This window comes from candidate division WOR-3 bacterium (assembly GCA_039803545.1).
Taxonomy (GTDB): domain Bacteria; phylum Hydrothermota; class Hydrothermia; order UBA1063; family UBA1063; genus UBA1063.
The window spans coordinates 928438-954811 of record JBDRYS010000001.1; the positions used below are offsets into that span (position 1 = coordinate 928438).

A 26374-nucleotide genomic window follows, 5' to 3' on the forward strand; every position below is an offset into this window, starting at 1 on the left:
GAAATTACCACCAAAAAGGTAATCTTCGAGCCAACTGGATAGAATCTATAGGGATCCAGTATCAAATTTTCCCACCTGATTAACTATTTGTTTCCACATCTAACCGTTTATAATAATCACATGACCGAGAAAAAAGGGAAAAAGTTAAGTAAAAATGTTGTTGCGATGGGGCTTACAAGCCTGTTTACTGATATTTCCAGCGAAATGATCTATCCCTTGCTTCCACTTTTCCTTTCTCAGGTTATAGGCGCCGGTGCCACTGCCCTTGGAACCATAGAGGGAATTGCAGAAGCCACAGCAAGTTTGCTTAAGTCTGTTTCAGGATACATTTCAGACAAAATAAAGAAAAGAAAACCCCTCGTATTAATTGGTTATGGCCTTTCTGCTATAGCAAAACCCACCATAGGTCTTGCTTCTAAATGGTTTCATGTACTTTTTGCAAGGTTTGCCGACCGGGTAGGGAAGGGTATCAGAACCTCACCGAGGGATGCCCTCATTGCTGACTCATCCACCCCTGAAGATAGAGGCAGGAGTTTCGGGTTCCACAGATCAATGGATACCCTCGGTGCAGTCCTGGGCCCCCTTCTAGCATCGGGACTTTTATTCCTATTCACCAAACACTTAAAATGGGACAACGCTCAAAGCCTGCGAATGATTTTCCTCCTTTCCCTAATTCCAGGCATTATAGCAATAATCGTTCTAATAGCAATGGTGCAGGAGGTCAGACCATCATCGGATGGTCAAACAAAGGCAAACTTCTCCCTTAGCCTAAAAGGTCTTTCAAAGGAATTCAAAATACTTCTTCTAATTATGACGGTCTTTTCCCTTGGCAACTCTTCTGATACCTTCCTGCTTTTAAGGAGTGCCAACATTGGATTTCCTCAAGAAAGGATTCCCCTTTTATACACCCTTTTCAACATACTTTACGCAGGTCTATCAACACCCTTTGGAACCCTCTCTGACAAGATAGGAAGGGTAAAGACCATAATGGCTGGGTTCCTCCTTTATTCCTTAGTTTACTTAGGATTTGCACTCATATCCAAACCTCAGATGAATCTCCTGTGGGTTCTCTTCGGAGCTTATGGCATATACTATGCCCTTACCGAAGGTGTTTTAAGGGCCTTTGTTGCAGACCTTTCCAAGAGGGAAGTGAGGGGCTTTGCCTATGGGGTTTATCACACTTTAGTAGGCCTTAGTCTTTTCCCTGCAAGTTTGATTGCAGGACTCTTATGGGACAAAATTTCTCCACGAGCACCTTTTTACATTGGAAGTTTTATGGCCCTAACATCCTTTATACTTTTTGCAATCTTTTTTGGAAAATTAAACCATGAAAAAGCGAATACTGTCAGGCAATAGGCCAACAGGTAAACTTCACATTGGACACCTTTTTGGTGTCCTTGAAAATTGGAAGAGGCTGCAGGACGAGTATGAATGTTTTTACGAAATTGCCGATTGGCATGTATTGACCACAAAAACCGACACCTCGGACCTTCAGGACAACATCATCGATATGGCCATCGACTGGCTCACCGTCGGCATTGATCCCAAGAAATCGGTAATCTTCGTTCAATCCGCCGTTAAGGAACATGCTGAACTTCACCTCTTACTCTCGATGCTCATAACCATATCGAGGCTTCTAAGAAATCCAACCCTGAAAGAATACCTTCAAAACATAGAGGCCTCCCAGATCGCCTCAAAGAAAAGGGCCTTCGATGACTTTGCAGAGGCAGTCGTAAGTAAGTTCCTGCAGGAAAGTCAAAATATCGCCACTAAGAGCGAAGAAGATAGAATTGCTCTGCTAAAAAGCAAACTCAAGGACAGTTTCCTTGACGAACTAACTCACCATGGAATCGTAGATTCTGAAGAAGAATTAACTTATGGAAACCTAATATCTTACGGGCATCTTGGCTATCCCGTACTTCAGGCAGCGGACATACTCATCTACAGGGCCCATTTAGTACCCATCGGACAGGATCAACTGCCTCATCTTGAAATAACAAGAGAACTGGCAAGAAAGTTTAACTCCACCTATGGGGAGGTATTCCCGATTCCCGAGCCTCTCCTTGCAGAGTTTCCTAAAATCCTTGGAACCGACGGAAGGAAAATGTCCAAATCTTACAACAACACAATCCTAATCTCCGAAGATCCTGAGACTTTGAAAAAGAAAATAATGTCCTCCTATACGGACCCCGCAAAGATAAGGAAAAACGACCCCGGCCATCCTGAAAATTGCCCTATTTTCTTGATGCAAAAGGCCTTCAACAGGGAAGAAGTTCCTGAAATTGAAACAAATTGCAAGAGTGGAGCCCTTGGCTGTGTTGATTGTAAAAAGAGACTCTATGAAAAAGCCAATCAATACTTGGAGCCTTTAAGGGAAAAGAGAAAAGAATTTGAGAAAGATAAAAGCAGCGTAATTGACATCTTAAGGGAAGGCTCGATAAAGGCCCGAGAAGAGGTTCAGAAGACAATGGAATTGGTTAGGGAGAAGATGAAACTCTGGCGGTAATCATGTTTACAGGCATCATTGAAGAGGTAGGCGAAATAAAGAGAGTTCAGAGGGTCACAGGTGGAACAAGGGTTCAAATAATCTCTTCCCTCAAAATTCAAAACGGTGATTCCATCTCCGTTGATGGCGTTTGCCTGACTGCCGAGGAGGTGGGAAACGGCCTATTTACCGTTTTTATGAGCTCCGAAACCTTAGCCAGGTCCCACTTCGGCAGAACCTTAAGAGAGGGATTAAAGGTAAACTTAGAAAGGGCCCTTACCCCCTCTTCCTTTATGGGTGGTCACATTGTGCTGGGGCATGTGGACTGCACAGGGGAAATCTATTCAAAAGAGGTAAGCTCAGAAAGTGGAATCTTCATCTTCAGGGTTCACGACCCCTCTTATATGAAGTACCTCGTAGAAAAGGGATCCGTTGCGGTAAATGGAATATCCTTGACCTGCTTTGACATCAAAGAAAAAACCTTCAAAGTTGCGGTAATCCCTTATACCCTTAATCACACAACCCTCGGCATTTTGAGAGAAGGCGACCTGGTGAACTTAGAGTTTGACATAATTGCCAAATATACTGAAAAATTATTAACAGGCAGAGGCAAATGGTAGAAGTTGAGATTGTAAAATCCTATGCAAAAATTAACTTAGGGCTTTGGATTACCGAAAAAAGGAGCGATAATTATCACAACATTGTAACCGTTTTTCACAAAATTGGGCTCTATGATACCCTCACAATCTACCCTTCTGAACAATTTGAAATTGTGTGCATTGGAAGGGCCTCCATCACAAAGGACAACATACTTTACAGGGTAAAGGAACTCGTTGAAAAAAAGTTTAGAATCCCAGTAAATTACAAGATTGAAATAAGGAAAAACATCCCTGTGGGCTCTGGACTTGGGGGTGCCAGCTCAAACGCCGCCTACTTCCTTAAATTTTTAAGCGAAAAAAAGGGTCTTAATCTTTCCCAGGAGGAACTCATAAAGATAGGGGAACAAATTGGATCCGATGTTCCGTTTTTCCTTTTAAAAGAAAACGCCGCTATTGCAACGGGAAAAGGGGAAATCCTCGAACCTTTCCACTCTTCATTCCAATATCCACTCATCCTCGGATTTCCAGACTGCCAAATTTTAACCCAATGGGCTTACCAGGAGTTTGACCGGGTGGGAACCATATACAAATTTTCGGAGGCTTATAGAAAGGCCTCGAAAATTGCCGATGCACTCCAGAATAACAAACTGGAGGGACTTTCTGAGATAGAAAATAGTTTTGAGCCCGTTGTTATAAAAAAATGCCCCCAAATCCAGGAAGTCAAAGATATATTGAGTTCCCTCGGAGCTCGAATCCTTTCAATGAGTGGATCAGGTAGCGCGGTTTACGGGATTTTTGAAAGGATGATCTTACTTGAAAATTTCGGTGAGGTGTTAAAACCCACTGCCTTCCTCAAGATGGAGTAAAATTTCCTCACAAATTTGTTTTGAAATTCCCTGCTTGGAAAGGAGCCACTCTCTTGCTTTCTCACCCAATTGTTTTAGTGAGTCTCTTTTCCCCACAAGTTCATCAATCTTTTTTACAAGTTCATCGTTGTTATTTACAACGAAAATGGCCCCTTGTTCTCTAAGTTCTTTAACCTCGTTTTTAATGTTGCTGTAAAAGGGGCCAACAACGACAACCCTCGAAGCAGAGACAGGTTCAAGAATGTTGTGCCCTCCATAGGGTGCAAAGGTTCCTCCCATAACTACAAGTTCAGTAACATAATAGAAATTCCTTAATTTTCCAAGAACGTCTATAATCAAAACCCCCTCTCCTCCCAATCTACCCTCGCTCCACCTCACAAAACCAACTCTCATCCGGGTAAGTTCAGAAGCAATGGGTTCAACTCTGTTTAAATGCCTTGGAGCAACGAAGATTTTCAAATTTTTAAATCTGCTTAGAAGTTCCTTAATAATGGGAAGAATTTGCCTCTCTTCCTTTTCCCTCAAACTGGCAAAAAGGATGACAAAGTCTTCACTCCGAATCCCCAGCTCTTCCCGATTGAAACCCTTCAAATCAGCATCAATAGAATCGATCTTAATGTTCCCAGTGACTACCACCTGCTCCTTCCTCGCCCCCAATTTAATAAATCTCTCTTTATCTTCTTCACTTTGTGCATAAATCTTTTCAAAAGGTTCTAAAAGCCTTTTAAACGTCCCCCTTATCAAGCGGGACCTCTTAAAATTACGCTCCGAAAGTCGACCATTCACGAGAAAAGCGGTGATTTTATTTTTTCCTATCAAGGTTAGCAGATTGGGCCACAACTCTGTTTCTAAGTTCACAAAGATTTTAGGCTTCGTCTTTTCTATAATTTTCCTCAAGTGGAAATAGGAATCCAAGGGAAACCTTAAAACCTTTACCTTTTCCTTCCACAATTCCGATGCTTTGTTGAAACCCGCAGGAGTAAACACAGTCATTAAAATTCTGAGCTTTTTACTTAGAAAGCAATCCACCAGCGGTTTTGCCGCCATCACCTCCCCAAGGGAAGAACAGTGCACCCATATATCCACCCTATCCTCAGGAATTTCTCTAACTTTAAGGGGCGAAAAAAGGCGTTGGGGCAAATAAAAAAATAAGCGATAAAAGGATGAAAGGTCCATTAAATTCTCCTTTCTCTTGAGTCTGGTATCCCCAGTTTGTTTCTCAATTTAGTTACCATTCTCCTCGAAATCTTAATCCCTGTTGATCTCAGGAGATTGGCAATCTCCTCATCGGTATAAGGTTTCTCTTTATTCTCCGACTCTATAATCTTCTTTAATTTTTCCTCTAAGTCCTCCGTAGAGACCGTGGAGACAGCACCCTTCCCGTAAGGCCTGTGGAAGAAAAACTTAAGGGAATAGATGCCCCTTGGAGTATCTGCATATTTATTCTTCAGGATCCTGTTCAAAGTAGATATCGGTATTTCCAGTTTTTTGCTTGCCTCAACCTGTGTAATAGGCTTGAGCCGGTTAGTCTTACCCGTTAAAAAGTCTTCCTGATACTCAAGAATGAGCTCACCAACTTTCCTTAAATAACTCTTCCGTTTCAAAAGGTTCTCCATTAGCCTTTCAACCCTCTTGTACTTCTCTTCAAGGTATTTCTTTGTCTTTTCATCCTGAGACGCCCCTTGAAGGAGGACAAGATAATCCTTTGAAACGTGAATCTGGGGATAAAAACTCTCATTGACAAATAGAGTTAGTTCGCCTTCAACATATTTATAAATCAGTTCCGGTATCACATACCTTGTATGCTCCACCTCTTCCTGAAAGAAGGGGTAGGGTATGAGTTTTCTTCTAAAATCCTCGTTTTTTTTCAAAAAATCCTGAACCTCCTCTGGGGAGATGAAGTACCCTTTGTCATGTGCCTGTAACAACACAAACTCATTAAAATCCTTAGTGCCACAGCCAAAAGGCTCAAACTCAATCACAGCCCTTCTTACCCTTTCTAAATCCTCAAGGTCCACTCCCAGCTCTTTTGCCAGATTTTCCGGTTCCTTATCAAGATACCCGAAACTATCGAGATGCTCCAGGATTGCATAGGCAATCTTCTTATCCTTTTCACTATCAAAATAGGATTCAATCTGAATTTCGAGCTTCTCCCAAATACTGGGTTCCTGGGCTGGTATCAATTCATCTCTGCGGACCTTCAGATCCTCATCTTCTTCCTCGCCCTGCCATTCAACATTCTCCTCCATTATTTCAGCCAGTTTTGAGAGATCTTCATATTTTGCCGCAAGGATTTTGAAATCGTTGTACTTATCTATATCAATAAGAGGATTGGAGCTCATCTCTGTTAATACTGCCTCCCTTAGCTCTAAAAGGTCCATCTCGAGAAGGGTTGCCTCCTGAATAATGAGAGGGAGTGGAATTAGCTCCTGCCTTAAATGAAGATCAAGTCTTGGTTTGCGGATCATAATTTAAACCTCTCACCAAGATAGATCTTTCTTGCCTCCTCGTTATTTATAAGTTCCTGGCTATTACCCTCGATAAGGATTTCGCCCTTATAAATTATGTAAGCCCTGTCCGTAATTTCAAGGGTTTCTCTCACATTGTGGTCCGTTATTAATATTCCAATGTTCATATTTTTCAGGCTTATAACGATGTCCTGAATCTCCTGCCGGGTCTTGGGATCAACACCGGTAAAGGGTTCATCAAGAAGCAGTATCTTAGGATTCAGAGAAAGAGCCCTTGCCACTTCTAACCTTCTTCTCTCACCGCCCGAAAGGGTGTAAGCAGGCTGATCCTTAAGGTGGTAAATCTCCATCATCTTTAAATACTTTTCTGCAATATCAATCGCTTCTCCCTTCGATACTCCTCGATACTCAAGAATGGCAAAGATATTATCAAACACCGTTAATTTTTGAAAAACTGAGGGCTCCTGCGGAAGGTATGAGATCCCAAGGCGAGCCCTTTGATACATTGGTTTATCCGTAATCTCAATGTCATCAAGGAAAATTTGCCCCTTATCCGGTTTAACTTCACCCATTATCATGTAAAAAGTCGTCGTTTTCCCTGCTCCGTTTGGACCCAAAAGGCCAACAATTTCTCCACTTTTAACTTCAACGGTAACACCATTAACCACCTTCTTGTTTCCATAGGACTTTTGCAGGTTAATCGCCTTTAGAATTGACATTTTCTACCCCTTCTTTGTAATAACCTTTTGCCCTTGAGGCCCTAAACCACTTCAAACTATCGGTGCCCTCGCTGTAAAAATAAAGGGAATCCCCTTCAAGGTAAATTTCTTTATCCCTTTCATTGTTCAAAAGGGAAGGTGAATCAAAAGCCACTAAGTGGTCCACCTTATTGTCCTGGTTCAAATAAAGATATATGACGTTCCCCTTCACTACACTGGTGTTATTCCTTACCCATGCATTTTTCAAAAGCTCAGCATGTCTTAAATTCCTCATATAAACTAAGGAATCACCTTCACCTTCGAAGTCTTTACCCTTTATTTTGACTTTATTTGACGCGTAAAGCACCGTATCCCTGTAAAGGTAAAACTCAGACCTCAGAACCACTGTGTCTTTGCCTCCAAAGTAGGTGATGGAGGCATTCTTCTGTGCCTTTATTAAATCCTTCTTCAGTAAAACCTCCTCTGCTGTTGATTCTATAGAATCTTTAACGCTCCGTAAAAACACCTTTCCGAAAGCAAGGACTTCGTTTTCCTTCAAAATTACTGAATCACACTTCAAATATTCACCAATGCCCGTAATTTCACAGTTCCCATAACCTTTAAAAATCCTCTCCTTCTCATAAATTTTCGCAAAATTGCAGCGCAAACTTCTTTCACCCTGCACGCCTTGAACGGGACCAGAAAGCTCCATCAAACCTTCTTCCTGATGATACAAAGCAGCGGGTGAAGTTATTAGTGTATTTGTATCTCTAACAACAACACCGCCATAAAAATTAATTAACTCTTTTCCACCCTGCCTCAAGATCTGCATCTCACCGCTTTCAATCTTGTATAGAAAGAGCAGCATAAGCAGAAAGTGCATAGGATAATTTTATTGTATCTTCTTTAAAGTTCAAAGGATTAAGCCGACTTTAAAAATTTTAAAAACTTTGAAGAGGTCTCCAACAAAAAGAAAGGGCAGGAAAGACCGTCAAATAATGAAAGCCTTCCCCGCCCTTAAATTGTTTTAATCTGCTACAACAATCTTTATAGTTTTATTATCGATGTTTATGAAGTAAATACCTTTCGAGGGCAGCTCAATCTCCACAGTGTTAAGGCCACTCTGGAAATGTTTTTCGAAGGACGTGACTTTCCTTCCAGAAGCATTGAAAACATTAAGTTCAAGGGTCTTCTCTGAAGATAAGGTGAATTCAATGCTTACCAATCTCGACTTCGAAAATATTGAATTTTTAAGGGAATTATTATTTTCCGCAACGCCTGTATTAAACCAGTAGTCAAACCATACGTTTCCGCTTCCATACTCTCTATAGGTAACAGTCGTTCCACCCCTCGAATAATTTAAGTCTACCCGGCTTCCAAATTCACCGGTCGCATTATGGTCATTGACAACTGCTCTACCACGCCAGTTTGTTGGATCACTTGCATATGCCCAAACCGTAACTATAGAATCATAACCTGAATAGGAAGTCCCAAGGGCAGCGCAAATGTCCACGGGATAGTCTATAGAGGTTTCTACCCAGGGATATTGAATATCGCCGTAATTGTAATTCATAGGTGGCCAAACACTGTAAGTCCAGGAATTTCCCCCATCTGTGGTGTAGGCATAATGGACATCGTAAGCGGAAGGATGGCGGTGCCTGTAAAGTACCCATGCGGTTTGGTTTGGAGGAGTTTGCAACCGTGATGCAGCTATACTTGGTGTATACTCTAATTCACTATCAGTTTGGACATCTATGAAAGCCCATGTACCCGACAAACCATTGGTATTCCTACCTATTCTTAAAATCGAATCATTGACTACATAAGCAATATAAAAATAGTTACCTTTTCCAATAGCAATCTCAGGGTCTCTCCTATTTCCTGAAGAGATACTCACCGGTGAGCTCCAGGTAAGTCCTGAATCTATTGAATTCATCGCATAAATTTGAATATTCCCAGATGGGAGTATCCTTTCATAAGCAAGATAGAGAACCTCATTTTCGTCCATATCAACGGCAAACCGTCTTATAGAATCTCCTGGTTGAGCTATGTATATCCAGTTCCAGGTACTCGCGTCAGCCTTCATCCTTCTTAATATAAGTGCACCACTGTTTGCCGACCCCTGAATGGTAGACCTCATAAAGGTATAAATCCACGGGTTTGTTCCCCTCCCAACAAGAACTTCCGTCTGCCAGATCTCATCGCCCGCAGGGTAATAAATGTGATACCATTCAGACCAATTAAGTCCGTCATCGGAATAATAATGAAGAACTGTGTCATCAACGTCACTTATGCGTCTGAGAATTGTGACATAAGTTCTTTTGTTCGGCATATCAGCCGCGTGGGATGTGGAAAGCCATCTCAAGTTATAATTTCCGGACCTAATCAAAGCATCTGTGCCCCATAGTATTTGGGAGTTCCCCCCCTTCAGGCATCTCAATACCTTTCTGGAAAATTGAAGATTTTGTTGCTTCCTGGGTAAGATCTCTAACCGACTCATCAGAAATTCCAGGAGAGGGTGTGTATAACTCTTCCACTGGAACCTGTGACTTATCCACATGTAACCAGGCAGCATCTTTTGTCGTTCTTATCTCCGACGGGTTTTCCGCGCTGGCAAAACCAAGGACGATCGACATTATTACTACAACAATCTTAAATACTTTCATTTTACCCTCCCTTAGGGTTAGTGTAATTATGCATCCGTTTGAACTCTCTGTCAAGTAGTTTGAATTTTAGCGGTAGGAAAGGAACAATTTTGAAAAAAGTTTAGGATTGAAAGTCTATACAAATTCAAACTACATCGTAAGACTCTTCTGTGAGACAATTCCCCCTATTTATCCAGTCAATTCTTTATGTTTGCACGAGAATCGACTTCTTTAATTAAAAAGCCACTTTATCACTTTAACAATAATACTATTACCGATGATTTCGCGGGGCCCGAATTAAATTTTTAATCTAATCCACTAACACAATTTTACCCTTAGTTACAGTCCTGTTATCTTGCAACAGACGATAGAAATAAACCCCCTTACTGAGGTTTAAGTAAGTTCTCTTTTCAAACTTTCCATTAATTTCAACTCTCTCCACTTCCCTACCCATCACATCATGAACAATTAAAGTCAAGTTCTCGGCAGGCCTATCTGTTTTTACAATTAGTTCCTTACCACGGATGTAAATTTGTACATCCGAGGCGAGCAAGTGTCTGCCCTCATCAACAGAAGGAATTCTTACAACCAAGGTAGGATCAGCGTAGGTCGAGACATAAGTGTAACGTTGAGACCATCCACCACCAGGAGGCACGAGGGCCGAGAGGAAGTGAATGAGCGTATCGGTGAGACTTGCATAGTTAACAGTATCGACAAACTCAATTCTGTAAGACCCAGCACTCAAATTTGAGTACCTTTTTGACCTTAGAGTAATCCCACTGCTATGCTCCTTAACCTCAACAATGAGGTCAGCAGGCGCCTGGAAAGAAGCAACATATACTGTATCAACTACACTAAAAACAGAATCAAAGTAAACAGTATCGGGGTAAGAAAGGCAGGAAATACGGGAATTAGCAAGCAATGTGGAAGGATTTGTATAAGTTGACCCGTAAGTGTATCTGTTCGACCAATCACCACCGGGTGGGGTGAGTATACCAAGGAAGTAGATAGTTTTGTCAACACCTTGATCTGGTATGGTATCGCTAATAGAAAGATTCACATACCCAGCCGATATGCTCACTATCCTCTTGCTACTTAATATTTCCCCTGTATTTCTATCCTTTACTTCAAAGACAAGATCTGCAGGTGCTTGAGAGGATGCAGCATATAAACTGCAGACAACGGTGAAGGCGGAATCTCCAATGACAGTGCTGGGGTAAGACTTAAACACAACATAACTGGTATCTACCTGTGGATTAGTTCTGACCGTTGTAGGGTCTGAATAGGTAGATTTGTAAGTATATCTATTGGACCAACCACCTCCAGGAGGGGTTAAAACAGAGAGGAAATAGACCTGGTAATCGTAACCACTATCAGGAAGAGAAATCGTTGGATTTAATCCAAAAGTCTTTACCCAGTACCCAGAGGAGAGATTAGAGACACGCTCGCTATAAAGCACATTGCCACTCTGCCAGTGTTTTATCTCAAAAATAAGGTCTGCCGGTGCCTGAGAAGGTGCGATATAGAAACTATCCTGCACCGTGAAAGTTGAACAGGCGTAAACTTGAGTAGGATAACTCTTGTAAACTATGTAACTCGTGTCCTGTACACCTCCCGTACTTTTAACCTTAGTGGGAAGTAGCCTGGTTGATACATAAGTATATTTGTTGTCCCAGTTTCCACCTGCTGGCACCACGTAGGTCACGAAATAAACAAGGTAATCTCTGCCACTGTCAGGAAGGGAGATCGGTGGATTAAGCCCAAAGGTCTTGATCCAGGTACCAGCTGAAAGATTGGATACCCGCTCCTGGTACAAAACCGTACCCGAAACATAAGACTTGATCTCAAAAACCACATCGGCAGGTGCCTGATGAGGGGCGACATAAAAACTATCCCTTACGGTAAAATTAGTATTTGCGTTGACACTATCAGGGTAATTAGTATGGCAAACGAAAGAGGGATAGTATAAACCTAAGTGCTTTGCCAGACCCTTGGCGTAGGCATAGGCTTGCCTCTCCACATGGGCATACCAGTTGTAACAGAACCTCCAGGATTCGTTGTAAGTTCCATTATAATCAATAAAGGATGCCTCACCCAGGATGGCAGGCATATTTGTATAAACCAATACATAGTAATTCGCCGTCCTCGCTCCCCTATCATTATACCCATACGCCGCCACCAATTGTCTATGAGTGGAATCCCTGAGATTGAAACTATAAGAACTACCAGAGGTATAGCAGTATGTCTCAGTACCTTGCACTGTTCCATCGTAGGCGTTTTGGTGAATTGAGATAAACCTATCAAAATCGTTGGAATTAGCATAATTTACCCTTGCTTCTAAGGATACATCTACATCGGTAGACCTTGTCATTCCTACACTTGTTACATTTGGTATTTGAAGAATAAATTCCTGCGCCTTTAGCCCAACATCCAAATTTGCTGCCTTCTCTGTATAGTAGCTTCCCGTTGCACCCGGGTCACTTCCGCCATGACCTGGGTCTAAGCAGATAGTCCATGCATAAAGTGAAGAATATAGGAAAAGGATAGAGACTAAAACTAACCGTCTCATATTACCCCCTACCTTAGAAATTTACTGGAGTTTAAATAGCCAACCTGCCCCTCAGGGCTGCAGAAATAAATTCTCTTTCCGTCTGGTGAAAACATTGGCCTTATTTCAGAAATCTCCTTAGTATTGGTAATTTTATTTGTTATCTTTCCTGACACTGAATATACATAAATTTCAGAGGCCGTAATGTTGTGTCCATCATCCTGTGAGATATTGAAAGCAATTAAACTCCCATCGGATGAAAAGCAAGGATTGGAACCCTTAGATACATAAAAGTTTTCGTTCAAGTTCAAATTATACAAATATATTCCCTTGCTCATTTCATTGTAGGCAACATAAAAACCGTCTGGTGAAAAAATGGGAGCAAAGCAAGTGCCTTCAACGCTGACCTTCTTTTTATTGCCACTCCAATCGATCAAATATATCTGATCATCTTCCTGAAAAGCAAACATCTTTGCTTTCGGAGAATAGTCAATATAATAGCTTCTCACACCGCTTATAGAATGTTTCAGGTTCCCGAGGGTGTCAACAATGAGAATTTCACCATTATATGTGTAAGCAATTAAAGTATCATCGACCCAAACAGGGAAGCCTACCTTTTCTGGCTGCTCCGCCACAACCCTTTCTGTACCATCAAAATGGAGAAGTTTCACCTTATTGTAATCTCTGTAGACAATCCTATCTCTCGCCGGCGATAGTGCCAGTTTATATGCATTGCCTTCAGAGAGCTTCTTGACACTATTTGCCTTTACATAAAAAAGGTAAATCCCCTCGTACTTTGGGCCACTTAGTATGAGTTCACTTTGCGATTTAACATCCACAAGGATGTAAAAGTTTGAAAGCTTTAAAAGGTAAGATAACAAAAGCAGGTTAAAAACCATAAACACCTCCTTTCTTTAATTTTAGAATATCCCCATGTCTGCGAAATGTCAAGTTGTATTTTTAGCCTGTGCGAAGTAAAAATTTTTGCACATTCAAAAAGTTTAAACAACTAACCTACATAATATCACCGTCACTTAGTCAAATTTCCTTACAAATCCAGGACGATATCCTCAAGCCGTCTCTTTGGAACATGTTGAGAGAATTGACTTTCAGATTGGTTAAGCACTTTTTAAATCAGCTCCAAATAACTTCAGTCAATGTAAAGCTTCCACTCAACTTTCCTTAAATTACCGCGTTCAAAGTAAAAATTTATCTCGCTGCCTGCTGAAGTCACGTAAACTAAGAGCGAATCAGAATCAACCTTGGGAGATCCAAAAGTTCTTCGAACCTTATCGAGTTTGTCACCGATTTTCACATATTCCAATTTAACTTTTCTGTCCTCAACAAGGCAATAAAAAACCACGGATTTCCCAAAGGTTGGACTTTCATACCTTTTCACCACGACACCTTTGTAATATTCAGTGATCACATAATCTCTGATTCCTTCGTAATGAGGGTTATTGACTGTCAAAGTCTCAGCCTTCACAGGATTACCCAAAATGGAGAAAGTATGATAATGGTTAAAATCTACTCCCACTACCCCTTTCTCTGAAAATCTTTCCAACCTCTCGGAAACGGTTTCACGCCTCCCACAGCTAAAAAGCAAAATTATCACAAAAACAAAAAAGTACCGCATTAAACACCTCCTTACTCATATCTTAAGGCCTCAGAAGGATTTAATCTACTTGCCCTAAAGGCTGGAAAAACTCCCGCCATCAAACCAACCATTATTGAAAAGAGGGTGCCGACAAACATCCCAAGAAACTCAAAACGGGGTTCAAATTTAAAAATTGGCCCTATAACTCCAGTGGCGAATATCCCAAGCGCCACTCCGAGAAAACCACCCACTAAGCAAACTATTGTACTCTCAATTAAAAATTGAAAAAAGATGTCCCTTCTCCTTGCACCCACTGCCATCCTTATCCCGATCTCCGAAGTCCTCTCTGTAACCGAAATTAACATAACATTCATAATTCCAATGCATCCTACAAGTAGCGAAAGAATTGAAATAACCAAAAGAATAGTGGAAAAGAAATTTACTGTTTTAAGGCTCTCTTTAAGTAGAATTGAATGAGAGAAGCTTTTGTATTCTTGTTTGCCATTGAACAAAACTTTAAGAGCTTTATTGACCTCCTCCATCGCCAAATTGACTACTGCGGAATTTAATGCTGAAACATAAATCTCACCATACACTTGCCCATATTTTGACAAAACTGTTGAATAGGGTATAAAAATCTCGATTACGTTCTCTCTTTCTGGATAAACTAACTTGTTTCGCTTCACAATCCCCACAACTTCATAGAAATTGCCTTCCAGATTAATAAACTCCCCAATGGAGGGCATTCTCCCAAACAAATTATAAACAGCCGGGCTCTCTTCAATTACACAGACCTCTCTTTTTAATCTCATATCTAATTCGTTTATAAACCTCCCTTTCAAAACCCTGACATCGGCCATGGATTCGTAATTGGGCGATACCCCCATTCCATTTATGATAAAAGGATCCCTCTGGGTTCGAAAAATCAAAAACAAGACCTCACAAATTTCTTTTACATGGGGACAACTTTTTCTTATAAATTGAAGGTCCTCAGGAGTCAACCGGCGAGGCAACTCTCGGGTCGCAGTCTCGAAGGTAACATTACCAAAAAAATAATAGTCGATGCGAAAAGTTTCAATACCCATCTTCGAAACGAAATCATGAACTTTCCCCTTCGCTAATTGGGATAGATTTGTAACTACCACAAGAACTGTTATGCCAATGAAAACTCCAAGTAACGAGAGAAACGTTCTTAATTTATGCGCCTTAAAGGTTTGCCAGGATATGTAAAATAGGTCCCTCAGGTACATTATTTCTCAACCTTAACCCACTCGCCGTCCTTCACGTAGTAACTTCCATAGGTTATTACCTTTTCCCCTTCCTTCAATCCTCCCTTAATTTCGATTAGGACCCCGTCTGTCTCCCCCACCGAGACATACCTTCTCTTCGCTCTACCATTCTTATAGACATACACAAAAGTCCTAGAAAGGCTCCCCGCTTCATAATTAATTGCCTCCAAAGGTAAGACCATTACATTCCTTATCGTTCTGTAAACCAGTTCACCTACAACAGTCTCACCAAGCCTCAGAACTGCCGTAGGATCAACCTTTTCAGTGATATTAACATAAACTTTATAAGTTGGCGTGGTGCCTGAGGAAGCTTCTTCCCGCATCAGACTTATGTTTTCCACCTCTCCGGTAAATTTAACTTCGCCATCGATAATGATATTGCCCTTCATACCTGGATAAACTCTATTAATGTCTGACTCGAAAACACTTAAAACCGCTACAAGGGAATTTAGATCTGCAACCACGAACAAATCCTTTCCTCCATTGACAATTTGACCATTCTTCACCTCTATCTTTACCAGTATCCCATCTATGGGTGAATAAACAGGCCTCGGTTCAAGCTTTGCCCGGAGCTTGTCAAGATTAGACTTCTCTCTTAAAAATGAAATCTCCTTAGCTCTATATTCCTGATAGGAAATCGCCTTCATTTCATAGAGCCTTTTCGCCACCTCCAAATCCTTTTCCGCCAGCTCAAAGTTCATCTCTGCAAACTTCAAATCTTCGAGCAAATTCTTTTCTTCTTCCGCAGTTGGAACAATATAGCACAACACTTCATTCTTCTTGACTCCGGATCCTGCCACCAGCTGTTCGCTTACACCCTTTATTTCACCAGCAATTGGAGCTGTTACAGTAAAGATTCTCCTCGAAGTTATGAAACCTGGAGCCTTAACCTTTAGAACCAAATCCCCTCTGGTGACTTCTGCTATCTTTACCACCTTAGCATTCAATCTCGCACCTAATACTCTATAGACCAATACCAAGGAAGTCAATGCAACAACCAGTGAGAAAAACAGGATTATAGCTTTTTTCATCATTGCTGAATCCTCTCTAAGTTGAGCTCACCCATTAATCTTAAAAGTCTCGTGTAAAGGATAAACACCTCCGTTTTTAGATTAAAATAGTTTTCCTCGGTCTCCTCATACCTCTGAAGGTTAAAATAATATTCCTGGTAAGACAAAGTGCCAGAACGATACTTTAATTCAGCAACCTTAAGGGCTTCCGCGGCCAGTTCGCGGGAAGCTTCATAGAGTTTGAGCTTCTTTTTTGCAACCTCTATTTGGAACAGCAAATTTTCAATTTCCTTCCTTAGCCTATATTTCAATTCCTCGTAGTTAAAAAGCGCTAACTTATATTGCTCTTCTGCCAACTTTTTCCTACTTTTCAGAATTCCGGCAGTGAACAAGGGCCACTGCAAAGAAAGTTCCATTTGTGGGGAGAAAATCCCTGAAAAAACTTCAAAAGGCCTCGTATAATTAAAAGAGAAATTTACATCCGGGAAAAAATATAACTTCTGAGCCTTTAAATTGCCTTTAATCTGATTTAATTGGATCTTGAAAATCATTAACTCTGGATTTTTTTGAAGGGCCCTTTTCCAGCAAGTTTCAAGATCAAAATCACCAACATTCAGAGGTATATCCTCCTGCAAAACCAAAGAATCCTCAATTTCAATTCCCAGGAGCCTCAAAAATTCTTCCTTCGCGATTCTGAAACTTTGCAACAGCTCTTCATAGCTTGCAATCTCTAAATTTCTCTGCAAGTAAAAGTTGGACAGTTCCGATGGCGCTGCAAGACCACCTTCTACTTTTACTTTAATTACCTCGATTAAAGATTCGGTGCTTTTAATGGACTGTTCAACCCTCTTGATACTGTTTAAAATCCTCACAAGCCCAAAGTAGCTGTTTACCACCTCTAAAATTAAATTTTGCTTCGCAATATCCTTCTGAATCTCTGCTATATTCAGGTTATCCCGTGTGCTTTTCTCACTAAGAAAACTTTCAAGAATTCTTTGTGGGCTTAGGGGCTGAATCAAACTAACCCTTAATTCTCCATCCCTGGTATTAAAGGGGTTTACAAACAAATTAGCCTCAAGATCAGTACCTAAATACGGAATAACCTTATCACTTAAAATAAGTGTGCTCCTAAAGCGCTTTAAGTTATTTCCCGACAATGAAAAAAAGCGCAGCTGAGGATAATATTGGGCATTATGTATTTTATACTCCAGTTTTGCACTCTGATATTGCTGATTTGATGGGAACAAGATGCTTTGATTGTTTATTAAAGCAATTTTAACCGCATCCTGGAGCGTTAAGGTTGCACTCAACAAAATTGATACAAAAAGGAGCATACTGAATACTTCAAAAAATTTTAGAGCCATTAGCCTGGATAAAAAAGGCTAATGGCTCTAAATCAAAAATAAAGATTATATTCCGCAGAACGTTCCTCTGGTTACATACTGTCCAACACTTCCATTAGGCTTTTGCGCAACTCCATACTTTCTCAATTCCCAATGGAGATGTGGACCCGTTGATACACCGGTATTCCCAACAGCACCTATCGTTAAATCGAAAGAAGTTAAGGACTGCCCAACCCTAACGTAGATAGCGCTCAAATGAGCGTACCTCGTCTCCCAACCAGCGGAGTAGGCACTATGGTCAATATAAATTGCATTCCCGTAACCACTAACCCAACCAGCAACCGTTACTCTGCCTCTACCAGCGTTGCCGACACCTCTTCCCGTTGGAGCAGCTATATCCGTTCCATAATGATACTTCCACTCACCAGTTACAGGATGGACTCTCCACCCTACAACAGACGTTATTGTTCCACTGGTGGGCCATACAAAGGCATTGGCCAAGCCAACTAATGTAAGTGTTATTACTATTGAGCCTACTATTTTTAGGACTTTCATAGCTCACCCCCTTTGTATCAAAAGCATAGCAAATCTTGTACCATTATAAGCCTTTTCAGAAATATCCAATCAACATACACTTAAAAGTTCAAAGCCCTGTTGGGGTGTCAAAATTCTGACACCCCAAGGGCGCCAGAAATTATAAATTTTTAAAATCCAATATCTTATGTGTGTCAAAATTTTGACACCCCCTATCAAGAAAGAACAACTAACTTCAAAGAAGAACTTATATGAAATACACTTTTAAAGAGATCTTCGTGCACCCAAGAAAAATTAAAGAAATTAAACCCTTCCTAAAATCCTTACAAATCCAGGACGATATCCTCAAGCCGCCTCTTTGGAACATGGTGAATGTACTTTTCGTCTCTCCAGTATCTTATATCTCCATCAGGCCCCACTTCTTCAATTACAACAGTCTCCTTTGGTTTCCCGATGGCAATCGCATAAATAATTTCATACTTATCAGGAATATTAAAGAGTTTCCTTACATTATCTCGATTCAAGGAACCCATTATGCAACCGCCAAGTCCTTTTTCTACAGCGCCAAGGAGTATCGACTGGGTTGCAAGACCTGCGTCAATCAAATAATTCTTTGAAAGATCTTTTTCTGCGAGAACTATAATATACGCCGATGGCCTTTCGCCTTCCTTCGGGCCACCCCAATCTTTAAGGTAGGCCGCCCAGGTGACGTTTTGAAAAATCAACGCGCACCTCTCGGGGGTATTGACAATAATGTACCTTAAGGGCTGCAAATTCATACTGGATGGGGAAAGCCTTGCAAGGTCAATAAGTTCAAGCAAAGTTTCACGACTTACTTGATGATCCTCGTAATATCTTCTGTAACTACGATTTTTAATGATAAGGTCTCTTAACATTTTATCCCCCCTTATAAAAGCTTAACCATCCTTGTAAAAGAAAGAACTCCGCCCTTGTTTATAGAAATATCAAACCTCTCTTTTTCCTCAAACCCGAGACTTTTATAAAAAGCAATGGCTTTAACGTTTTCCCTTTCCACATCTAAAACAACTCTCATACAACCACTTCTTTTAGCTTCCTTTTCAGCTATACTCATAAGCGCCTTACCAACCCCTTTGCCTCTGAACTTTTCATAGGTAGCAATATTACTTATGTAATATTCAAACTTGTCGAGCCTTCCTACGGTATTGTTGAACTTTAAATAGGTATCAAGCATCAAAAACATTTTTAAACCACTAAGCTTCAAAAGCAAAAATCCTGTCTTAAGATTCTCCTTACTTTTGACCCTCCAATCATATCCGAGAAGCATTCCTGCTATCTCACCGCTTACTTCTGCAAAGTAAGTATGCTCGTAACTCAAAAGATTGCCCGGCTCTTGAAATGATTTCTTAAGGACATCCACAATTACCTCACCAAAAACCTTTGGAAAATAAGGAGCCGAGATAAGGAAAAGATTGACAAAATCCTGCACCTCCTGAGAAAGTCCACGCCTAACATACAGCATAAATTCAAAATTCAGCTTAATTATAAGGTTTTTGAGAAGCTGAACAAAAAGAATAGTTCCCAGCAAATGGAATCAGAAAATAAGCTGCCTTATGCAAGGAAAAATTGGCTTGATATCCTTAAATCAGTCTACCATGTTGATGGTTTAGAAATTATTTCGCCTGTTTTAAGTCTATAAGGATTAGGGAGTAAGTGTTCGACATAATTTTCGGCTCTTATACTGTAACTGAAGTGAGCTACTGTTTTCAACTGTGTACTGCGGTTGCCATATGGTATGACAACCACTATTAATTTCTCAGGAAAAACCTTCTTTGAGGTTTCAAGGGCATTTTACTTGTTTTTGGTTAAACTTCCCCTTTAAAAATGTAATCCCTTGATCAGATAATATTTTCAAATATTGCACTTGGTTTGTTCTATGCTGTTGAAATGCACTTTCGCTCATTGATGAAGTCTTAACAATTAGTGAGGTAAAATAAAAAATGCCATTAATTGAAAGATGCTCAGAAAGTCTCTTAGATAATTCAAGTTTATAGAAATCGCAAAATGAAATATAATCAAACCATTTTGCGTTTAAATTGGTTTTAGCCTTTAAACGCTTAACAGAATAGTAAAAATTTAGCCTGTCAATTAGAAAAGCTATTTTTTGTTCATAATAAAAAACCCCTGGCGGACCAGGGGGGTCCTGGAGCACTGCTCCAGTGAAATACATTATAATTATGTATGATGCATCGTGAAATGTCAAGATTAAAGTTTCATATTTAACAATTTCATTTAATAAAACAAAAAAACCTTCCAAACATCATTTTCAAAAAACAACAACTTCTAAATTTCTTTTTCCATCCTCTCAAACTTAAAGATCGAACCAATACCGGTAGATATCTTGTACTCTTCTCTTATCTTAAATCCCAGCTTGCTGTAAAAGAAAAGGGCACTCAGGTTTTCGCTTCCCACATCAAGAACCATCTTCCTTGCACCGAGTTTCCTTGCTTCCTCCTCAGCCATTTCCATTAAGGCATTGCCGATACCCAATCCGCGGAACTTCTCATAAACAGCGAGATTGCTGACATAATATTCGTCCTTTTCAAACCTTTCAAGGAAATTATTAAATTCATTGTAAACTTTCAATTTATCGGCATCCTCAATGCCAACCAAGTTCAACAGCATAAGATCGGTTCGGCTTCCCTCTCTTTCATTCGTCTCCCAGTCATACCCCAGTAACATACCGGCAACTTCAGAACGGAGATCAGCCACTAAAACGTGTTTGTAACTAAAAAGGTTATTCTCGCTCTCAAACAATTTCTTGACTGCGCTTGCGATTCGGTCTCCGAATATCAGTTGATAAAAGGGTTCTGAAAGGAGGAACAGTGAAACAAAATCCTCCGAATCAGAACGAAGTGCCCATCGTAGGTGTACATCTACTTCTTCCTTTGTACTTTGTTGCATAAAAATCTCTCACTTTAATTTAACTATTCTCTGAGAATAGCGTGTTTTAAATTATAGTCCTTTTTTGCCAACTAAACAATTCCAAGAGGTCAAGCTTTAGGCCGATCGGGAAAAATGTTAGGCTCAGTAGTTTACCTCACACTTTTTTACTTCACTTCTATCTTTTCCAACCCGTAAGTAATCACCAAGGTACCGAGCCTTGAATTGAGACCCATAACGGGGGCAACAGCCCGAAGGTTCACCGAATCAGAGATAATAACAACATCATTTGCCTGCAAAAATTCAACAGGATAGTAATCTCCAAACTTTTGGCCCTGCATCTTCTTATCGGTAGATAGCACGATCGTTCCCGTTGTATCAACAAGCAATATCTCTTTAAAACCCTTTTCTTGAACAAGCCTCTCCATATACTCGTTGATCTCGTCGAAATTCCCTCTCATCATATCCTTCCTCACAGCCCAAACCAAAGGCAAAGCAGTAATCTTGAGAAAGTCCTTGGTCTTCTCATCCACAATAATCTGCGTTTTCTGAAGTATCTCCGTTTCCCTCTCTTTCATCCGCCTCTCAAAGCTCTTAACCCTGATATACCCCCACAGATAGATCCCCGCGGAGACGATTATGAGAATAAAAACCAGATACCAACAAAACACAAGCTTCTTGGCCATAAACCCTCCTTTAAACTTCAAAAACTCAGGCTAAACTAAACTTCCTCAAAGTAATCCAAATCAATTTTCTTAATTTCAATAACCCTGTCAACCCGCACACCTAAGTTGTATTTGATCATGTAATCAATCAACTTGTCGCCGTCTATAAGAATCACTTTAATGTCTTTAAGACTCTCAGCATAATCCTTCGCTTCCTTTGTGAAACTCGCAGTTGTTATAAAAATTCCCTTTCTGGAACCTTTCCCGTGAAGTGCCCCGACAAAGCTTTGTATCTCTTTCCTCCCGATAGTCTGGTCGGGTTTATATCTTTTCGCCTGAAGATAAATGTTATCAAGACCCAATAAGTCTTCCTTTATAACGCCATCAACGCCTTCATCACCACTTTTCCCAAGCACTTTACTGGCCTCTTCAAAAGTACCACCATACCCCATTTTAACAATAAGTTCCAAAACCAGCTTTTCAAAAAAGCGGGGTGGGCGTTCCAGAATCTTTTTCATAAGCTCATCTTTTAAAGCCTCATTTAGTTTTCCCATTTCCCTTTCGATCACCTCTAAGGGTGTCAACTCTTCACTTTCTGATGATTCTTCAGCCTGTTTGACCACTGAACGCTTGCCATAAAAGAAATTTCTGAACTCTTCGAATTTCAACAAATATGCATGATCTATAACCGGTGGATTTTCTTTCAAAGCTTGCAAGCCACGTTCAGTAATCCTGACATAACCCCTTCGAGGCGTTTCAATTAAACCCGCCTTTGCCAAATATAGTCTCGCCCATACGACTCTATTCACAAACTTGGTCTGCGTCCCGCTGGGCAAGAGTTCGGAGAGTTCCTCTTCGCTGAGATTAAAGTATTTAGCCACATAATCGAGTATCTCGGGAAACTTCCGCTCCTTACCGTCTCCCAAATATTCCAGCATAACTTTCCTGATCTCATCATAACTAGGCAGCATCAAAAACCTCCCGCATCAGTAAAAAGATTATAAACCCGTTATGTTAAATCAAAAAAACTTCGGAAATTCTAAGATTTCTTCTACAAAAGCAATCGATTAAAACTCGCCTCTCAAATCTTTCTAAACACCTCTTACAAAAATCCTTTCAGGAATTTAATAGAAAACTTTATGAACACTTTTTAAACTCTACTTCCCGCCTTATCCAGTTTAATCCTGTAGCAGGTTAAGAGCTTCTCCTTTTCCCTGAAATCCCTGTCCAATTTTTCTACCAACTGCCAAAATCTTTTACTGTGGTTACCTTCAACTAAGTGGCACATCTCATGGATCACAACATATCTCACCAAATCATCTGGCAAGTAAATTAAATCCTTATTAAAGATGATGTGCCCCTTTTTAGAGTTACAACTTCCCCAATACTTCCTCATCTTTCTAAAAAAGACCTTCCTTGGCGAAACTCCCAAAAATTCGACGCACTCTCCAATATAAAAATCGACCACACCCTTTAGGTCATCCCTCGGGTGAGAGCTCAAGTTATCTGCGATATTTTCCAGTTCCCTAAAATAATCTATTTTCCTTTTAATCCAATCTAAATGGCCCTTTACAAACTCGTCAACCTGCATCGAGCTATTTCTCGGTACAATCACTTTCACCGCGTCTCTATAAACCTCAATCCGTGGATGTTTTACTTTCCTGTAAATCAAAATGTAATTAATTTCCCCTTCCATAGTAGGTTAACACCTCAAAAATCCTATTGTAAAGTTTTTCAAAACCTTCATAAGGAATCTTATATTTTGGTCTCAATTCGGCAAGATACATCCTCAAGTCTCTCTCAACATTTTTTGAAACTGCTGGATTTTGATCCCAACCTGGATAAAGCCTACCTCTAACCCTTGCATAGATTTGCCTGGCAAGCTCTTCAGCTTCATTACTCTCAACAACCCCTTCATTCTCTAAAACCAACTTCATTCCAAATTCCACATCACTGAGTTTCGATTCCCCCCTCTCCCTTTCTTTATCCTCAATGAACTTCAGTACACCATCAATATCTTTACGGAGCTGGGATATATCCACACCTGCTTGCCACCTTTCTACCAATTCTTTTACTCTTTCCGCAATGCTCTTATAAATGGGATTCCGAGATTTTATAACCACCATGTATTTCAAATTGTTCAAAATTCCAACATACTTCTGGGTTTCCGCTAAATTCGAAGACTTAAGTGCTTTGATAGTTTCAAAATCGATAACCGCCGGCTTTTCCCTCCGAAGACCAGAGGGTTCAATCAAATCGTGGATTAAACTAATAGTCCTGTTAAAATACTTCTCCAAATTTCCCTCGTTGATATCCGGCCTCAAAAGCTTCTTGTAAAACTCGTATAGGAAAGAAAACCACTTGTACCCATCAAGAAAATTCACCATTCTTCTATCGGTACTTAGAAATTCAAACTTCCTTCTCAATTCCCTATACAATAAGCTAAACTCATCCCCTCTTGTCCTTAAAATCTCGATGGCCCTGTCAAAACTCTCCCTACTAAAATCTCCGACCAAACCCCAAAACATTCCTTTTAACCGCTCAAATATTGAGAGAAATTGTTCCCAGGCTACATCTGTATCAATGACCTTTTGTCTTATGATATTTATGTCTTCAACGGCGTAAGCACTTAGAGCCTCCTCAATATACTTAAAAATTCCAACATAATCAACTAAAAGCCCTGCGGCCTTCTCCTCGTGAGGTCTATTCACCCTGGCAATGGTTTGCAGTAGCCTGTGATTCTTCAAAATCTTGTAAAGGTATAGAACAGCAAGCTTCGGCTCGTCGAAACCCGTTATCAGCATATCCGTTACAATAAGAAGCTTGGGGTACTCCTCCTTTTTGAATTTCTCAGTAATTTGATTTGCGATTTCAACATCATCTGAAGTGCCAAATCGCTCGGTTTGTACACGAACAAACTCCTTTATCTCCTCATCCTCTCCTCCAAAGGTCATCACAACTTCACTGTATTTGGGGTCTAAATATTCATCCAAAATCCTCTTAAATCTTACACAGGCCTTCCGACTTCCCGTAACAATCAATCCCTTGAACTTCCCATCAAAATGTTCTTTATAGTGCTGTGCAATGTCTTCGCAAATTTGCCGGATATTTTTAGGATTTTCCAGGAATACGGTGATCTCATTAATTCTTTTTCTTACCGCTGTTTCCAGATCCCTAAGCTCGCTTTCCTCCGCAATATCATCTACATCCACCCTTTTCAAGTACCAATCCAGGTCTTGCTCTTTTAAGTTAACCTCTTCCTTTCTCAACTCGTAAACGATGGGGACAACAAAACCATCCCTTTCGGCCTCATCAATGAAATACCTGTCTAAATAAAGTTCCGGATCGTCATCCCTTAAAAAGCCAAATTCTTTGTAGGTATTCCTGTCCTTGAGAGCAATTGGTGTTCCAGTAAATCCAAAGAAGAAGGCGTTTGCCAAAATAGTTCTCAATTTCCCTGCCAAGATTCCATACTGAGTCCTGTGCACCTCATCCAGGAAACAAATGATGTCCTTCCTCTGATTAACCTCTCCAATTTGGTCCAGTAAAAATTCCTCTTTTAGGTTGAATTTATGAATAAGCGTTAAGAAAGCACCTCGTTCCCCACGGTTGTTGTCATGCGTCAAAACATCCTTTAAGGCGCTAATACTCTCTATCTTTTTAAAACCGAAATGCAAATCCAAAGCGCTTAACTCATCACTAAATTGCCTTTCCAATTCCCGCCTATCCACAATGAAAAATATAGTAGGTTTACCAAGCTCAAAGTAGAGTTTATGGGCAGCGAAAATCATCGTTAAAGTCTTTCCAGACCCTTGCCAATGCCAGATTAATCCCCTGTTTTTGTCGGTCTTCCCCGCCAAATTATCCATTACCCTTTGGTAAATCTTATTAACCGCTCGATATTGCATATACCTCCCGATAACCTTAGTCATTTCGCCCCTGAATTCCCGAACAAAAAGGAAGTTTTTGACAATATCCAAAAGCAAATTGGGACTCAGCATTTCAAAGATAGCCTCATCATCGCTCTTGAACTCCGACCTCCAGACTTCCTGTTTCACATCCTCAAGCCATGGGACAATGGGAAAATATTTAACCTTTTCAGCAAGACCTATTCCGATTTGGACATATTTGTAAAGTTCTGGAACGGTCTGTTCGTATCTCTTGATTTGCTTGTATGCAGAATAGTAATCCGACTTTGCCGTATAGGGATTTTTGCATTCGATGTTCACAAGAGGAATACCGTTCACGAAAAGCAGAAGGTCCACGCGGATTTTGTCTCTCCCCCAAAATTGAACCTGGTTTGAAAAGACAAATTCATTGTTGTGAATGTTTTTAAAGTCAAAAAGTTGAACATACTTTACAACCTTATCCTTTTCCAACTTTATTGGGACTCCATACTTAAAGAAGCTTAGAATTTCTTTGTGCCCGTTTTGATCGGTGTGGGCAAATTTGAGTTTATTGATGACGGTCTTTAAGTCCTCTTCCGTAAACTCCACATCTTTGTTGATCTCCAAAATTTTCCTCTTCAAGTTCTCAACGAGGAGAGGCTCCTCAATGCTTTCTCGTGGGAGATTTTGAGGTTCAATATAGTTCCATCCATGCTCCTTAAGTTTCTCAATCGCCCAATCTTCCACAAGTTTCTTCTCTAAATACATAATCTTTTATTTCCCCCTATGCCAATTTAAAAATTTAACATACAGCAGGC

Annotated in this window: 25 protein-coding genes; 4 read left to right on the forward strand and 21 right to left on the reverse strand. The window is 40.4% G+C overall.

From position 1 onward, the window contains the following. The first annotated feature begins 120 nt into the window (after window positions 1-120). The 4 genes from ABIM45_04225 to ispE are packed head-to-tail and all read left to right on the forward strand — an operon-like array spanning window position 121 to window position 3950. The gene (locus ABIM45_04225; GenBank protein MEO0239116.1) at window positions 121-1356 is read left to right on the forward strand and encodes an MFS transporter; all 1236 of its coding nucleotides are present in this window, start codon (window positions 121-123) and stop codon (window positions 1354-1356) included. Beyond that, window positions 1328-2506: a tryptophan--tRNA ligase gene (gene trpS, locus ABIM45_04230; protein MEO0239117.1), complete on the forward strand. Its 1179-nt coding sequence runs from the start codon at window positions 1328-1330 to the stop codon at window positions 2504-2506. Before ABIM45_04225 ends, trpS begins: the two co-directional genes overlap by 29 nt. 2 nt (window positions 2507-2508) lie before the next feature. Further along, window positions 2509-3105, forward strand: coding sequence for a riboflavin synthase (locus ABIM45_04235; GenBank protein MEO0239118.1), 597 nt, complete (start codon window positions 2509-2511; stop codon window positions 3103-3105). Further along, window positions 3099-3950, forward strand: coding sequence for a 4-(cytidine 5'-diphospho)-2-C-methyl-D-erythritol kinase (ispE, locus tag ABIM45_04240; GenBank protein MEO0239119.1), 852 nt, complete (start codon window positions 3099-3101; stop codon window positions 3948-3950). Before ABIM45_04235 ends, ispE begins: the two co-directional genes overlap by 7 nt. Here ispE and ABIM45_04245 read toward each other — a convergent pair. From ABIM45_04245 to ABIM45_04345, 21 genes are all read right to left on the reverse strand, one after another. Further along, window positions 3918-5126 (reverse strand): glycosyltransferase N-terminal domain-containing protein, encoded by a 1209-nt coding sequence (locus ABIM45_04245; GenBank protein ID MEO0239120.1) that lies wholly within the window; start codon window positions 5124-5126, stop codon window positions 3918-3920. The genes ispE and ABIM45_04245 overlap by 33 nt on opposite strands. Then, window positions 5126-6418, reverse strand: a complete 1293-nt coding sequence (locus tag ABIM45_04250; GenBank protein MEO0239121.1) for a hypothetical protein — start codon at window positions 6416-6418, stop codon at window positions 5126-5128. The genes ABIM45_04245 and ABIM45_04250 overlap by 1 nt, the downstream gene beginning before the upstream one ends. Further along, window positions 6415-7137 carry an LPS export ABC transporter ATP-binding protein gene (gene lptB / locus ABIM45_04255; GenBank protein MEO0239122.1) on the reverse strand — a complete coding sequence of 241 codons (723 nt, stop codon included), beginning with the start codon at window positions 7135-7137 and terminating at the stop codon, window positions 6415-6417. The genes ABIM45_04250 and lptB overlap by 4 nt, the downstream gene beginning before the upstream one ends. Next, a complete protein-coding gene (locus ABIM45_04260) occupies window positions 7115-7999 on the reverse strand; it encodes an LptA/OstA family protein (GenBank protein MEO0239123.1) in 885 nt (294 codons plus the stop codon). Before ABIM45_04260 ends, lptB begins: the two co-directional genes overlap by 23 nt. 144 nt (window positions 8000-8143) lie before the next feature. Continuing rightward, a complete protein-coding gene (locus tag ABIM45_04265) occupies window positions 8144-9448 on the reverse strand; it encodes a T9SS type A sorting domain-containing protein (protein MEO0239124.1) in 1305 nt (434 codons plus the stop codon). Between the two features lie 49 nt (window positions 9449-9497). After that, window positions 9498-9782 carry a hypothetical protein gene (locus ABIM45_04270; GenBank protein ID MEO0239125.1) on the reverse strand — a complete coding sequence of 95 codons (285 nt, stop codon included), beginning with the start codon at window positions 9780-9782 and terminating at the stop codon, window positions 9498-9500. A 289-nt stretch (window positions 9783-10071) separates the two neighbouring features. Beyond that, entirely contained in the window at window positions 10072-12330 is a 2259-nt protein-coding gene (locus ABIM45_04275) for an N-acetylmuramoyl-L-alanine amidase (protein MEO0239126.1), read from the reverse strand. An 8-nt stretch (window positions 12331-12338) separates the two neighbouring features. Continuing rightward, on the reverse strand, window positions 12339-13208 hold the full coding sequence (locus tag ABIM45_04280) for a hypothetical protein (protein ID MEO0239127.1): 870 nt from the start codon (window positions 13206-13208) through the stop codon (window positions 12339-12341). Window positions 13209-13459: 251 nt separating this feature from the next. After that, window positions 13460-13945 (reverse strand): hypothetical protein, encoded by a 486-nt coding sequence (locus ABIM45_04285; GenBank protein ID MEO0239128.1) that lies wholly within the window; start codon window positions 13943-13945, stop codon window positions 13460-13462. Between the two features lie 11 nt (window positions 13946-13956). Continuing rightward, on the reverse strand, window positions 13957-15156 hold the full coding sequence (locus ABIM45_04290; GenBank protein MEO0239129.1) for an ABC transporter permease: 1200 nt from the start codon (window positions 15154-15156) through the stop codon (window positions 13957-13959). Continuing rightward, window positions 15156-16229: an efflux RND transporter periplasmic adaptor subunit gene (locus tag ABIM45_04295; protein ID MEO0239130.1), complete on the reverse strand. Its 1074-nt coding sequence runs from the start codon at window positions 16227-16229 to the stop codon at window positions 15156-15158. Before ABIM45_04295 ends, ABIM45_04290 begins: the two co-directional genes overlap by 1 nt. Beyond that, complete coding sequence (locus tag ABIM45_04300) at window positions 16226-17539, reverse strand: TolC family protein (protein MEO0239131.1); 1314 nt, start codon at window positions 17537-17539, stop codon at window positions 16226-16228. The genes ABIM45_04295 and ABIM45_04300 overlap by 4 nt, the downstream gene beginning before the upstream one ends. Before the next feature lie 75 nt (window positions 17540-17614). After that, the gene (locus tag ABIM45_04305; GenBank protein ID MEO0239132.1) at window positions 17615-18103 is read right to left on the reverse strand and encodes a M23 family metallopeptidase; all 489 of its coding nucleotides are present in this window, start codon (window positions 18101-18103) and stop codon (window positions 17615-17617) included. A gap of 302 nt (window positions 18104-18405) precedes the next feature. Then, a complete protein-coding gene (locus ABIM45_04310; GenBank protein MEO0239133.1) occupies window positions 18406-18978 on the reverse strand; it encodes a nitroreductase family protein in 573 nt (190 codons plus the stop codon). 11 nt (window positions 18979-18989) lie between these two features. Beyond that, the gene (locus ABIM45_04315) at window positions 18990-19583 is read right to left on the reverse strand and encodes a GNAT family N-acetyltransferase (protein ID MEO0239134.1); all 594 of its coding nucleotides are present in this window, start codon (window positions 19581-19583) and stop codon (window positions 18990-18992) included. 318 nt (window positions 19584-19901) lie between these two features. Beyond that, window positions 19902-20378: a hypothetical protein gene (locus tag ABIM45_04320; GenBank protein MEO0239135.1), complete on the reverse strand. Its 477-nt coding sequence runs from the start codon at window positions 20376-20378 to the stop codon at window positions 19902-19904. Between the two features lie 26 nt (window positions 20379-20404). After that, window positions 20405-21025, reverse strand: a complete 621-nt coding sequence (locus tag ABIM45_04325) for a GNAT family N-acetyltransferase (GenBank protein MEO0239136.1) — start codon at window positions 21023-21025, stop codon at window positions 20405-20407. 146 nt (window positions 21026-21171) lie between these two features. After that, window positions 21172-21690 (reverse strand): hypothetical protein, encoded by a 519-nt coding sequence (locus tag ABIM45_04330; GenBank protein ID MEO0239137.1) that lies wholly within the window; start codon window positions 21688-21690, stop codon window positions 21172-21174. Between the two features lie 35 nt (window positions 21691-21725). Continuing rightward, a complete protein-coding gene (locus tag ABIM45_04335; protein ID MEO0239138.1) occupies window positions 21726-22640 on the reverse strand; it encodes a restriction endonuclease in 915 nt (304 codons plus the stop codon). A 179-nt stretch (window positions 22641-22819) separates the two neighbouring features. Continuing rightward, complete coding sequence (locus ABIM45_04340; protein ID MEO0239139.1) at window positions 22820-23365, reverse strand: M48 family metallopeptidase; 546 nt, start codon at window positions 23363-23365, stop codon at window positions 22820-22822. Next, window positions 23349-26324, reverse strand: a complete 2976-nt coding sequence (locus tag ABIM45_04345) for an HsdR family type I site-specific deoxyribonuclease (GenBank protein ID MEO0239140.1) — start codon at window positions 26322-26324, stop codon at window positions 23349-23351. Before ABIM45_04345 ends, ABIM45_04340 begins: the two co-directional genes overlap by 17 nt. Window positions 26325-26374 lie beyond the last annotated feature (50 nt).